This is a genomic window from Candidatus Palauibacter irciniicola, assembly GCF_965208695.1.
Taxonomy (GTDB): domain Bacteria; phylum Gemmatimonadota; class Gemmatimonadetes; order Palauibacterales; family Palauibacteraceae; genus Palauibacter; species Palauibacter irciniicola.
In genome coordinates this window covers 2791656-2805147 of sequence record NZ_OZ242352.1, presented here as the reverse complement: position 1 = coordinate 2805147, position 13492 = coordinate 2791656, and the positions used below count along the sequence as shown (strand labels likewise).

The window sequence follows — 13492 nt, the reverse complement described above, 5'->3', positions numbered from 1 at the left end:
TTCGGCGTCGTAAGCCTGATCCCCACCGCCGTCGTCCTGGCCGTCGCCGTGGCGACCCGGCGCCCCGTCGAATCCCTCATCATCGGGGCGCTCGTCGGGTTCGCGATCCTCGCGCCCCGGGACCCGCTCACCGCGTTCACGGACGGCATGGTCGCGGTCATGCAGAACGAGACCGTGGGCTGGATCATCCTCGTCTGCGCGCTCTTCGGCAGCCTCATCACGCTGCTCGTGCGGGTGGGCGCCGCGGCCCGTTTCGGCGACGCGGCGTCGGCCCGCATCCGGACGCGCGGCGGCTCGCTCGCCGCGACGTGGCTCCTCGGACTCGCCGTCTTCATCGACGACTACCTGAACGTCCTCGCGGTCAGCTCCTCCGTGAAGCGGTTCACCGACCGCCACCGCGTGTCGCGCGAGATGCTCGCCTACGTCGTGGACTCCACCGCCGCGCCCGTGTGCATCCTCGTGCCGATCTCGACGTGGGCCGCCTACTTCTCCGGCCTGCTCGAGGAGACGGGGTGGGCGGCATCGGGCCGCGGTCTCTCGCTCTACATCGATGCGATCCCGTTCATGCTCTACGCGTGGATCGCGGTGGCGCTGGCACTCCTCGTCGGAACCGGCCTCGTCCCCGCCGTCGGCCCCATGCGCAAGGCCGAGCGTCGCGCACGGGAGACGGGCCAGGTGGTGCCTCCGGGCCTTGAGGAGGCGAAGCTCGAAGGCGAGACCGATCCGCGCGCCGCCGAGCGCGCGCGCCCGTGGCACTTCATCGTCCCGGTCGTCACCCTCGTGGCCGCCACCTGGATCCTCGACCTCGACATCCTCAAGGGCGTCGTCGTGGCGCTCGGCCTTACCCTCGCCATCGTCGTGGGCACGAGGCTCCTCCCGGTACGCGCCGCGCTCGACACCAGCATGGCCGGCGTGCTCACGATGATCGTCCCCCTGGCGACCGTGTTCGGCGGCTTCCTCCTCAAGGAGGTGAACGACGGACTCGGCCTCACCGCCTACCTCATCGAGACCGTCGAGCCGCTGATGACGCCGCAACTGCTCCCCGCCGTCACCTTCCTCACGATGTCCCTCGTCGCCTTCGCCACGGCGTCGTTCTGGGGGATCTTCGCAGTAGCCGTCCCGATCGTGCTCCCGCTCGCCGACTCGGTGGGAGCCGAGATGCCGCTCGTGATCGGAGCCCTCATCTCCGCCAGCGCCTTCGGCAGCCACACCTGCTTCTACGGCGACTCCACCGTCCTCGCCGCCCGAGGCAGCGGCTGCGGCGTCGTCGAGCACGCCCTGACCCAACTCCCCTACGCCCTCTTCGCCGCGGGTCTCGCCGCCACAGGCTTCCTCCTCCTCGCTTGATGGCGGGGGGTCCGTATCCCAGTCTTGAGGGGAGATGCGGAGATTCCCGAGTTCTGATTCCAGATCGGTGGCACGGTTGGCGGCGCGGTGGTTCGCCCCAAGCCTCGTTGCGGCGTGGGGGCTTGCCGGCGGGGCCGGGGCTCTCTCGGCCCAGGAGTCGGAGTGCGGGGATCGCGCGAGCCTGGGGGTTCGCGTCGTCGACGACGATGGCACGGCTTCGGTCGCCAACGCGGTGGTCGTCGTGCGGTGGACGGAGACCGAGCGCGCGAGACGGCCGGTGCGCGAGGTGGTCGGTAGCGACGGACGCCTCGTCCTCTGCGCCCCGCGGGATGCGACCCGGGCCACGCTCTGGTCGGAGTACGGGAACTTCTCGAGCGAAGAGGCGATCGTCGTGGTCGTCGCCGGCATGTCCCACGACGTCACCCTCATGCTGCGCTCCGGGCGGGTCAGGACTGGCAGGCTGATGGGCCAGGTGCACGACGCCATCACGGATGATCCGGTGGTGGCCGCCACGGTGTCCGTTCCCGACCGTCTGCGGGTGGCCGAGACCGACCGCCAGGGGCGCTTCGTCCTCAGCGGCGTTCCGGTCGGCATGCAGGAACTCAACGTGCGGCACATCGGGTATGCTCCGCTCTCCTACGTGCTCGAGGTCTCGCCCGGCCTCACCACGGACGTGGAGATCGGCATGGTCCCCGCTCCCGTGGAGATGGAGCCGATCGTGGCGACCGTCACGAGGTCCCGCCGGCTGGAGGTCAAGGGCTTCTACGAGCGCCGGCACTGGAGCGAACTCGTCGGAACGGGCACCTTCTACACGGCGGACGACATCGATCGCCGGCGGCCGGTGGAGATATCGCACATGATCGCGGACGAGTCGGGCATCCGGTTGCAGTGCAACGCCCGGCGTACGGATTGCCGGTTGGTGAACACGAGGCTGTCGTCGGGGGTCACGGGCGCCTGTTCGCTGACCTTCTATGTCGACGGGCTGCCGACGAGGGGGATCGCGCTCGACGACGTGGTGAGGCCGAGCGAGATCGCGGGCATCGAGATATACAAGGGGCTGGCGTCGGGTCCGGCGGAGTTCCCGCCTTCCCGGTGCGGCCTCGTCGCGGTCTGGACGAAATAGCGTCCGAAAACAGAACAATCGGAGGTGATGAGATGAAGCGGAGCAGCGCGTGGTACCTCACCGTTCTTCTGGTCCTGGCGTGTGGCGGAGGATCCGAGGCGGGCGAGTCGGAGATGGCGGAGACGGAGATGGCGGAGACGGCCGAAGCCATGGACGAAATGGCGGACGCGGGGCTGGCCTGCGTCGTCATGGGCGATGTGGAAGGCCGGGCGAGCCCGCTCCAGGAGCTGAGCTTCTCGTACGACGGGGGTGAAGGTCTCCTCTGCTACGGCGCGCCGTCGGCCCGCGAGCGCGTGGTCATGGGCGAGCTGGTCCCCTACGGGGAGGTCTGGCGCCTCGGTGCGAACGAAGCGACGGCGCTCCACCTCTCCGCCGCCACCACGGTCGGTGGTGTCGCGCTCGGGCCCGGCAGCTACTCGCTGTACGCCACGCCCGGCGAGACGGAATGGGAGTTCCACGTGAACTCCGAATACAACCGCTGGGGGATCCCGATCGACGAAGCGGTCCAGAGCACCGAGGTGGGCAGCTTCATGGCGACGCCCTCGGCCACGGGCGGCATGGTGGAGATGATGACCTTCGAGCAGGTGGACGGCGCCCTCCGCTTCTCATGGGAGAACACGCAGGTCGACATCCCCCTCGGCATGTAGCCTCCAGACGTACGCCCGCCTCGGGCGCCCCCGTCAGCGGTGGCGCCAGAGGCGGGTTTCGAGGTGGCGCTTGATTCCGGGCCATTCGTGGAGGAGGACGGAGTACATCGCGTCGTCGCGCACGCTTCCGTCGCGGCGCAGCGAGTGATTGCGGATGACGCCGTCCTTCTTCGCGCCGAGCGCCTCGATGGCCCGCTGGGAGCGCAGGTTCAGGCCGTCGGTGCGGAGCCCGACGACTCCGCAGCCCACCGTCTCGAAGGCGTGCGTCATGAGGAGGAGCTTGCACGCGGTGTTGACGTGCGTGCGCTGGTGGCTCGCGCCGTACCAGGTGTAGCCGATCTCGACCCGGTCCACGTGTGGCAGGATGTCGTGGTAGCGGGTGGAGCCGATCACCGCGCCGGTGTCCGCGAGCCGGACGACCCACGGCAGCATGTGGCCGGCGGTCTGGCCCTCGAGCGCCATCTCGATGTAGTCGGTCACTTCGTCCGGGGCGGGGACGAAGGTGAAGAAGAGGTTCCACAACTCCCCGTCCGCGGCGGCCTCGGCGAGCGCGTCCGCGTGCTCGAGTCCCATGGGTTCGAGACGGACGCCGTGCCCCTCGAGGGTCACGGGTTGAAGTTCGATCACTCGGTCCCGGCCGCGAGCAGGCGGGCGCTGATCCCCTCCCGGTCGACCATGTCTCCCCGCAGGTAGACGGCGTCGATCCGGCGCGTGTTCGTGATGTCGTCGAGCGGGTTCGCGTCCAGCACGATGAAGTCGGCGCTCTTGCCGGCGGCGATCTCTCCGAGGTCGTCCCAGTTCATCAACTCCGCGGAGGTCTTCGTTGCCGCGACGATGACGTCGCCCGGCGTCACGCCCGCGCGGACCATGTCCTCCATCTCCTGGTGCACGGCCCAGGCCGCGCTGCCGTCGGTCCCGAAGGAGATCCTGATGCCGGCCTCGGCGAAGCGGGCCAGGTTCCGCGCCTGGATGCCGAAGAACTCCTGCGCGGCGGGGTTGTCCACGGACGCCGCCTGCATCTCGGCCAGCCGGTCGGCGGGCACGGTGCCGCTGAGCCAGCTCAGGTCGAGCGCCACTCCCGGCCCGGCGAGGTTGGGGACGAGGACGACCTCCGGGCGCTCGGCCCACAGTTCCATGAGTTCGTCGTCCGCGTCGAGGTCCCGCACGCCGTGCGCGAACACGTCCACGCCCGCGCGCAGGAGTTCCTTGGCGTCCTCGAGGTAGAAGACGTGGGCCGTGACCATGAGGCCGTGCCCGTGCGCCTCGTCGATGATCGGACGGTAGAGTTCCGGAGGCAGCTGCTCGTAGCGCCCTCCGCGGTCGTCGACCCAGATCTTCACGATGTCGACCTGCCGCTCCGCCAGTTCGCGGACGGCGGCCCGCCCCTCCTCCTCCGTCTGGATCCAGTAGGGAGCTTCGGAACGGCCGGGCTCCGGCATCGTGATCCCGCGGTCGGCCGTCTTCGCGCGCGCCGCGTCCGGGATGAACTCGTCGCGCATCTCGATCCCGATGCCGCCGGTCTCGGTCCCGAGGCTCACGACGGCCCCCGCCCCGTAGTACGCCATGTGCTGGAGTTGCTCGATCCGCTCGTCGCGTTCGGACGAGAGGTGAAGGTGCGCGTTCACGATCGCGGGCATGACCGTCTTGCCGGAGAGGTCCACCCGCTCCGCGCCGTCCGGCACCTCGACCTCCCCGCTCGCCCCGACGGCGGCGAACTGCCCGGCCTCCACCACGAATACGCCGGATTCGATGACCGAGCCGTCGCCTGCGATCACCCGCGCCCCCTCGTAGGCGACCGCGTCGGTGGCGTCTCCACCCCCCTCGGTCGCGTCTCCACCGCCATCCGGCGCGCAACCGACCATCAGGGCTGCCGCCGTCGCGAGGACGGCGGGACGAAGGGCGAGGATCGATGTGACGGCGTGGGCGCGCAGCATGTCTGCCTCCTGTCAGGCTCCTGTAGGACGCCATAAGTATAGAGGCCGCATGATCCCCCTGACACGGACGGACGATTCCCGGATGAGCCATCCCCGCGACTCCCGCTTCCTCGCCGTATCGTTCCTGGCCGTGCTCCTGGCCGTCGCCGCGTGCGCCCCCGGCGGCGAACCGGAAGGCGGCGACGACGGCGTCGTCCGGACCGCGCTGCACGACTTCCGGGTGGAAGAGGTGGCGGACGGGCTCGTGCGCCCGTTCTCGCTGGCCTTCACGCCCGAGGGCGACCTCCTCGTGACGGAACGCCCCGGCCGGCTCCGCATCGTCCGCGATGGCGTTCTCCTGCCGGATTCCGTCGAGGGTTTGCCGCCGATCCGGGCGCTCGGGCGCGGCGCCCGTTCCATGGCCGGCTTCGAGCAGGCGGGCCTGCGCGACGCGATCCTGCACCCGGACTTCGCGACGAACCGGCTCCTCTACCTGAGCTACGTGAAGCCGGGTCCCGATTCGCTGGGCACGATCGCGATCGCCCGCGGCCGGTTCGAGAACGACCGGCTGAGCGATGTCGAGGAACTGTTCCACGCGGACGCGCCCGGGAACGGGACGGAGCGCAGTTCGATGTGGGGCGGACGCCTCGTCTTCGACCACGACGGCTACCTGTTCATGACGCTGGGCGACCGGCAGTGGCCCCCGGCCGGCGAACTCGGAGCGCACCCCGCCCAGAACCTGTCCAATCACAACGGCAGCACGATCCGCTCCACGACGATGGCCGGATCCCGGAGGACAACCCGTTCGTCGGACGCGCCGGCGACGAGGAGATCCACCCCGAGATCTGGACGTGGGGCCACCGCAACGCGCAGGGGATGGCGGTCCATCCGGAGACGGGAGAGCTGTGGCAGAACGAGCACGGCCCGCAGGGCGGAGACGAGCTGAACCTGATCGAGCCGGGGCTCAACTACGGCTGGCCCGTCGTGGGGTACGGCGTGAACTACCGCACCGGGTCCCGCATCCACTCGGGCACCCTCATGGAGGAGATGGAGCCGCCGGAGCACATCTGGGTCCCCTCGATCGGCGTCTCCGGCATGCTCTTCTACACGGGCGACGCGTTCCCGGAGTGGCGCGGCGACATGCTCGTCGGCGGTCTCAGCGGACGGCGCCTCGCACGGCTGCGGATGGAGGGCCGGGAGGTGACGCACGAGGAGACGCTGCTGCAGGGGATCGGCCGCATCCGCGACGTACGCCAGGGGCCGGACGGGTTCATCTACCTCGCCATCGACGGTGAAACGCGGGACGTGGACGGCCCACCGACCGGCATCGTGCGACTGGTACCCGCCGGCCGCCGATAGCCCATGCGGAGCGTCGGCGGGCGTCGCGCGATCCCGGTCCTTCTCCTGCCCCTCCTGGCCTGCGGGGATGCCGGCCCGATGGAGCTTCTGCCAGGGATACCGGAGTCGACCGACCCATCGACTGACCGCGCGGCGCTCATTGCTCTCTACGAGGCGGCGAACGGCGCGGGCTGGAAGAACAGCAGAAACTGGCTCAGCGACGTACCGCTCATCTATTGGCATGGAGTCGATACCGACACCGACGGTCGGGTCACGGAGCTCCGACTTCGAGACAACGATCTCGAGGGTCGGATCCCGCCCCAGATCGGCCACTTCGCCAAGCTTAGGGATCTGGACCTCGGAAGGAACGCCCTGACGGGTCCGATTCCGCCGGAGATCGGCGGGCTCTCGCAACTCCGAACGCTGGAGCTGATTTCCAATCAGCTCGGTGGCCGCATCCCGCCTCAGATCGGCCGCCTTTCCGACCTCACGGAGTTGCACCTCAGCAACAACGCGCTGACGGGTCCGATTCCACCGGAGATCGGCCGGCTGTCGAGGCTCCGCGGCCTGGGGCTGCGGTCCAACGAACTGACCGGCGCGATCCTGCCCGAACTCGGCGACCTTGAGGCGCTTAGCCGATTGTGGTTGAGCGACAACGATCTGACGGGCCCGATTCCGCCGGAGATCGGCCAGCTCTCGAGGCTCAGAGTGTTGAGCTTCGGCGGCAACGATCTGACGGGTCCGATTCCGCCGGAGATCGGCCAGCTCTCCGGGCTCTGGGAGTTGGATCTCGGTGGCAACCATCTCACGGGTCCGATTCCGCCGGAGATCGGCCGCCTCTCCGGGCTCACGGAGTTGGACCTCGTTCGCAACAATCTGACGGGTCCGATCCCGCGCGAGATCGGCCGCCTTCCACAACTCGAGCGCCTGGCGCTGCGGGCGAACGACCTCGAGGGTGCGATCCCCGCCGACCTCGGAGACCTTTCGGCGCTCAGGCAGCTGTCGCTGGGCTACAACGATCTGACGGGTCGGATCCCGCCGGAGATCGGCCGCCTCTCGGAGCTCAGCGCGTTGGATTTGGCCCACAACGCGCTGACCGGTCCGATTCCACCGGAGATCGGCGGGCTCTCGCAACTCCGCAGCCTGGAGCTGTGGTCCAACGACCTGGAGGGTCCGATCCCCGCCGAACTCGGAGACCTCTGGCGGCTCAGGGAGCTGGGGCTGGAGCGAAACGCTCTGAGCGGCCCCATCCCTGCGAGCTTGGGCAACCTGAGGTATCTCCAACTCCTCTCCCTCTCGCAAAACGATCTGTCGGGCCCGGTCCCGGCGGAGTTGGCCGGCCTCGCCGCGCTGCGGGAACTGGCCGTGAACGGCAACCCGCAGTTGTCGGGCGTGCTCCCGGTGGGCCTCAAGGACCTCGGGCGGCTCACGACGCTCAGCGCCGGCGGCACCGGGCTGTGCGCTCCCGCGGATCCGGGCTTTCAGGCCTGGCTTCGGACGCTCCGAGCCCCGCGCGTGCCTCGCTGCGAGGACGACGTAGCGCCCGTGTATCTCACACAAGCCGTGCAGTCGTTCGAGTTCCCGGTTCCGCTGGTGGCGGGCCGCCCGGCCCTGCTTCGCGTGTTCCTCACCGCTCTCGACGGAGAGGCGGCCGGGTTCTTTCCACCTGTGCGCGCGCGCTTCTACCTGGAGGACGCCGAGATCCACACGGTGGACATTCCGGGGTCGGCAGTCACGGTGCCGTCCCGCATTGAAGAAGGTCGACTCGACGCGTCGGCGAATGTCGCGATCCCGGCCGAAGTCGTTCGACCGGGCCTGGAACTCGTGGTGGAAGTCGACCCGGAGGACACGCTGGGGCCCGACCCTGGAACCGCGAAGCGGATCCCGCCCACGGGCCGACAGGCCATCGATGTGCGAGCGGTACCGGCGCTTCACCTCACGTATCTGCCCGTCGTCCGCGCCTCCCGGGAGTCCGGCGAGTTTCTGAGCCGAGTCACGGGTCTGACGGAAACCGATACGCTGTTCCGGGGGGCTCGACAGTGGTTGCCCGTCGGCGACTTCACCGTCGCCCTGCACGAGGTGGTGTACACCGCGGCGCGAACGGGCGGCGAATTGCTCTCGGAGATCGAGGCGATTCGCGTATTGGAGGGCGGAACGGGCTACTACATGGGCGGCATCCCCCGGTATCTCGTGTTCGAAGTGGGCTATGCCGGCGTGGCGATGCGCGGCGGCCGGGTCAGCTTCTCGCGTGTCCGCACTACTACGATCGCGCATGAACTCGGACACAACATGAGCCTCCAGCATGCCCCCTGCGGAGGTGCCGGAGGCCCGGATCCCGGTTTCCCGACCAGAGACGGAACGATCGGAGTGTGGGGATTCAACCGCTACGACAGTTCACTCGTCGCTCCCGAGACATCCGACCTGATGTCCTATTGCGGGCCGCCGTGGATCAGCGATTTCAGCTTTACCAAGGCGTTCGACCACCGCCTCCGCGAGGAGGGCGAAGCGGCGGCGGCACAGGCCAGCGCGCGGAACCTCCTGCTGTGGGGCCGCGCAGACGCCGACGGTGTGCCGTTCCTGGAGCCGGCCTTCGTCGTCGATGCTCCACCGGCGCTTCCTCGCGCCGGGGGGCCGTACACGCTCACCGGAGCGACGGCCGTGGGAGAGGTGTTGTTCTCGCTGAACTTCGACATGCAGGAGATGGCGGACGGCGACGGGGAGTCGGGATTCGTCTTCGCCCTTCCGGTTTCCCCGGCGTGGGCGGACCGGTTGGCGACGGTGGTGCTCTCCGGGCCCGGCGGGACCGCTACGCTGGAAGGAGCGAACGGTCCTCCGGCGGCCATCCTCCGCGACCCGCGGTCGGGCCGGGTCCGCGCGATCGTGCGCGACCTCACGAGCTTCGACGGTGGCCAGGGTGGCCGCGGTACGCTCGCCGGAGCCGCGGCGGATCCGGCCTCCATCGCGTCCATCCTCCCGGACGCCGCCGACCTCGAGGTTCTCGTCTCCCGAGGTATTCCTTCGGCGAACCAGTGGAGGCGCTAGAGCGGTGCGGCGCGTCCGGTTGCGAGCGGCCGTTGTCCTTCTCCTGCCTCTCCTGGCCTGCTGGGACGCCGGCCCCACGGAGATTGAACTCCGGATGCCGCTGTCGACCAACCCGTCGACGGACCGGGCGGCCCTCATCGCCCTCTACGAGGCGACGAACGGCGCGGGCTGGAAGAACAGCGCCAACTGGCTCACCGGTGCGCCGCTTGAGGATTGGTACGGGGTCGAGACCGAAGTCGACGGCCGCGTCTGGAGGCTCCGACTTCGAGACAACGACCTCGAAGGCCGGATTCCGCCGGAGATCGGCCACCTCGCCAGACTCACCGGGCTGAACCTCGGCACGAACGCGCTGACGGGTCCGATTCCACCGGAGATCGGCGGGCTCGCGGCGCTCCGAAGCCTGTCGCTGTCGTCCAACCGCCTCGAGGGCCGCATCCCGCCTCAGATCGGCCGCCTCGCCCGCCTCACGGAGTTGCACCTCAGCGACAACGCGCTCACGGGCCCGATTCCGCCGGAGATCGGCCGGCTCTCGGCACTCCGAGGCCTGGGAATGTGGTCGAACGACCTGACGGGTTCGATCCCCGCCGAACTTGGGGACCTCGCGGAGCTTGACCGACTGTGGCTGAGTTACAACGATCTGACGGGCCGGATTCCACCCCGGATCGGCCGCCTCCGGCAACTCCGGAGCCTGGCGCTGTCGTACAACGACCTGGACGGTTCGATCCCCGCCGAATTCGGAGACCTCGCGGCGCTCACGGAGCTGTGGCTGGACCACAATGAACTGACAGGTCCGATCCCGCCCGGGATCGCTCGCCTCCCCGAGCTCAGGGAGTTGTACCTTGGCCACAACGCGCTGACGGGTTCGATTCCACCGGAGATCGGCGGGCTCTCGCGACTCCGGAACCTGGAGCTGTGGTCCAATGACCTCGGCGGCCCGATCCCCGCCGAACTCGGAGATCTCACGCTGCTCACGGAGCTTAGGCTGGAGCGAAACGCTCTGCGCGGGCCCATTCCCGCGAGCCTGGGCAACCTCACGTACCTCGAATTCCTCTCTTTGGCGCAGAACGACCTGTCGGGCCCGGTTCCGGCGGAGCTGACCGGCCTCGCCTGGCTGCGGGAGCTGGCCGTGAACGGCAACCCGCAGTTGTCGGGCCTGCTCCCGGTGGGCCTCAGGGACCTCCCCCGGCTCACGACGCTCAACGCCGGCGGCACGGCGCTGTGCGCTCCCGCGGATCCGGACTTTGAGGCCTGGCTCCGCACGCTGCGCGCGGCCCGCGTGCCCCGCTGCGAGAACGACGTCGCGCCCGTGTATCTGACGCAGTCCGTGCAGTCGTTCGAGTTCCCGGTTCCCCTGGTGGCGGGCCGGCCGGCCCTGCTTCGCGTGTTCCTCACGGCTCCGGAAGGGGAAACGGTCGGTCTTCCGCCCGTGCGCGCGCGCTTCTACCTGGAGGACGCCGAGATCCACACGATGGACATTCCGGGGTCGGCACTCACGGTGCCGTCCAGTGTGGAAGAAGGTCGGCTCGACGCGTCCGCGAACGCCGCGATCCCGGCCGAAGTCGTTCAACCCGGCCTGGAACTCGTGGTGGAAGTCGACCCGGAGGACACGCTCGGACCCGACCCTGGAACCGCGAAGCGGATCCCGGCCACCGGCCGACAGGCCATCGACGTGCGGGCGGTGCCGGCGCTTCACCTCACGTATCTGCCCATCGTCCGCCCCGAAGTGACGTCCGACGATTTCCTGAGCCGCGTCGCGGACCTGACGGAAGACGACTCCCTGTTCTCGGGCGTTCGACAGTGGTTGCCCGTCGGCGACTTCACCCTTGCCCTGCACGAGGTCGTGTACACCTCGGCGCGAACCCACGAAGACCTGATGACGGAGATCGAGGCGATTCGGGTGTTGGAGGGCGGAACGGGCTACTACATGGGCGGGATACCCCGGTATCTCGTGGAGGAAGTGGGCCTCGCGGGTCGGGGATTCATCGGCGGCCGGACCAGCTTCGCGCGTGTCCGCACCGTTACGGTCGCGCATGAACTCGGACACAACATGGACCTTCGGCATGCGCCCTGCGGAGGGGCCGGAGGGCCGGATCCCGCCTTCCCCACCCGGGACGGGACGATCGGCGTGTGGGGCTTCAACAGCGCGGACAGTTCACTCGTCGATCCCGAGGCGTCCGACCTGATGTCCTACTGCGGACCGAAGTGGATCAGCGATTACAGCTTCAGCAAGGCGTTCGACCACCGCGTTCGCGAGGAGGGTGGAGCGGCGCCCGCGCGGACCGGTGTGGCGCGGACGCTCCTGCTGTGGGGCCGCGCCGACGCCAACGGCGTGCCGTTCCTGGAGCCGGCCTTTGTCGTCGACGCTCCGCCGGCGCTGCCCCGGTCCGGCGGGCCGTACACGCTCACGGGAGCGGCCGCCGATGGAGAGACGTTGTTCTCGCTGAACTTCGACATGCAGGAGATGGCGGACGGGGACGGGGAGTCCGGATTCGTCTTCGCCCTTCCGGTGTCCCCGGCGTGGGCGGATCGGTTGGCGACCGTGGTGCTGGTCGGCCCCGGAGGAACGGCGACGCTGAGCGCTGCGAGCCGTCCACCGGCAGCCATCCTCCGCGACCCGCGGACGGGCGGGGTCCGCGCGATCGTGCGCGACCTCGCGAGCCTCGACGGCGGCCAAGGCGGCCTCGGCGCGCTCGCCGGAGCCGCGGCCGACCCGGCCTCCCTCGCGTCGATCCTCCCGATTCCGGACGCCGCCGACCTCGAAGTCCTGGTCTCCCGAGGTCTCCCTTCGGCCCGCCAGTGGAGGCGCTAGCTCGGGCCCGTCTCTTCAGTAGCCCCGCACGCCACGTTGACAAAATGGCGGATCCGCCGTCATTTTGACGCGCATTATGACGACATTACCGCGATTCCTCGCTCTTCCGCAGGGCAGCTTCTTCCTCTTCGGCCCGCGCGGGACCGGCAAGACCACCTGGCTGGCCTCGACACTGCCGGACGCTCTCGTAGTGGACCTGCTGAAGCCGGAGGAGTATCGCCGGCTGGCCGCCCGCCCCGAACGTCTGCGGGAACTGGTGCTGGGAACTCCGGCCGGCAACGATGTGGTCATCGACGAGATCCAGCGCGTCCCGGAACTGTTGAACGTCGTCCATGACCTCATGGAGTCCGCGCGAGGATACCGGTTCATCCTCACGGGTTCCAGCGCCCGCAAGCTTCGACGCGGCGGCGTGAATCTTCTGGCGGGCCGCGCCGCAATGCGCTCCATGCATCCCTTCATGGCCGGGGAAATGACGGCGGGGGAGGTCGCCGGCGAAGCGGGACGCGGCTTCGATCTCGAGACATGTCTGAGGCTCGGGACCGTTCCCGCGGTCTTTTCCTCGCAGGATCCGGAGTCGGCACTCGCCGCGTATGCGGCGCTCTATGTCGAGCAGGAAGTGCGCGCCGAGGGACTGGCCCGCGACGTCGGCAGCTTCTCGCGCTTCCTGGAGGCGGCGGCCTTTTCGCACGGTACGACGCTCAACGTGAGTGCGGTCGCGCGCGAGTGCGAGACGAGCCGAACCACCGTCGCAGGATACCTGGAACTGCTCGAGGATCTCCTGCTCGCGTTCCGCCTGCCTGTGTTCACGCGGCGTGCCAAACGCCGGCTCGCGGCGCACCCCCGGTTCTTCTACTTCGATTGCGGCGTCTTCAGGAGTTTGCGACCGGCAGGCCCGCTCGACCGACCCGAGGAGATCGGTGGCCCCGCGCTCGAGGGGCTCGTTGCGCAGCACTTTCGGGCGTGGGTGGCATATTCCGGAGTCGACGCCCGACTCTACTACTGGCGCACGCGCTCCGGAGTGGAAGTGGACTTCGTGCTCTACGGGGCGGACGGGATCTGGGCGTTCGAGGTGAAGAACGCCGACCGCGTACGGCCCGAGGACCTGCGAGGTCTGGCGGCCTTCGGCGCAGAATACCCGGAGGCGCGCCGCGTGCTTCTGTACCGCGGCGCGGACCGGCTTTCCGTGCGGGACATCCTGTGCCTGCCGGCAGCGGACTTCCTTGCCCGCCTGCACCCACAACGGGGGCTGGAGCGAGCTGTCCGCGCCGTATGA

General features: G+C 69.3%; 8 protein-coding genes and 1 pseudogene. 7 read left to right on the top strand and 2 right to left on the bottom strand.

The window, feature by feature from the left end; genetic code table 11:
• The first annotated feature begins 48 nt into the window (after positions 1–48).
• The 3 genes from ACOGI9_RS12140 (at position 49) to ACOGI9_RS12130 (ending at position 3117) form a co-directional block, all read left to right on the top strand.
• On the top strand, positions 49–1347 hold the full coding sequence (locus ACOGI9_RS12140) for a Na+/H+ antiporter NhaC family protein (protein ID WP_419857379.1): 1299 nt from the start codon (positions 49–51) through the stop codon (positions 1345–1347).
• 76 nt (positions 1348–1423) lie between these two features.
• A complete protein-coding gene (locus ACOGI9_RS12135; RefSeq protein WP_419857378.1) occupies positions 1424–2470 on the top strand; it encodes a carboxypeptidase regulatory-like domain-containing protein in 1047 nt (348 codons plus the stop codon).
• Positions 2471–2502: 32 nt separating this feature from the next.
• A complete protein-coding gene (locus ACOGI9_RS12130; protein ID WP_419857377.1) occupies positions 2503–3117 on the top strand; it encodes a DUF2911 domain-containing protein in 615 nt (204 codons plus the stop codon).
• Between the two features lie 33 nt (positions 3118–3150).
• On the opposite strand, the gene ACOGI9_RS12125 is transcribed toward ACOGI9_RS12130, so the two are convergent.
• Together ACOGI9_RS12125 and ACOGI9_RS12120 are read right to left on the bottom strand one after the other, a co-directional pair.
• Positions 3151–3744: a GNAT family N-acetyltransferase gene (locus ACOGI9_RS12125; RefSeq protein ID WP_419857376.1), complete on the bottom strand. Its 594-nt coding sequence runs from the start codon at positions 3742–3744 to the stop codon at positions 3151–3153.
• A complete protein-coding gene (locus tag ACOGI9_RS12120) occupies positions 3741–5051 on the bottom strand; it encodes an amidohydrolase family protein (protein ID WP_419857375.1) in 1311 nt (436 codons plus the stop codon). The genes ACOGI9_RS12125 and ACOGI9_RS12120 overlap by 4 nt, the downstream gene beginning before the upstream one ends.
• Between ACOGI9_RS12120 and ACOGI9_RS12115 the strand changes: the two are divergent.
• From ACOGI9_RS12115 to ACOGI9_RS12100, 4 genes and pseudogenes are all read left to right on the top strand, one after another.
• Positions 5050–6389, top strand: a pseudogene (locus tag ACOGI9_RS12115) (PQQ-dependent sugar dehydrogenase). The gene ACOGI9_RS12120 and the pseudogene ACOGI9_RS12115 overlap by 2 nt on opposite strands.
• A gap of 78 nt (positions 6390–6467) precedes the next feature.
• A complete protein-coding gene (locus tag ACOGI9_RS12110; protein ID WP_419857374.1) occupies positions 6468–9410 on the top strand; it encodes a hypothetical protein in 2943 nt (980 codons plus the stop codon).
• A 94-nt stretch (positions 9411–9504) separates the two neighbouring features.
• Positions 9505–12219: a hypothetical protein gene (locus ACOGI9_RS12105; RefSeq protein WP_419857373.1), complete on the top strand. Its 2715-nt coding sequence runs from the start codon at positions 9505–9507 to the stop codon at positions 12217–12219.
• Between the two features lie 64 nt (positions 12220–12283).
• Positions 12284–13492, top strand: coding sequence for an ATP-binding protein (locus ACOGI9_RS12100; protein WP_419857372.1), 1209 nt, complete (start codon positions 12284–12286; stop codon positions 13490–13492).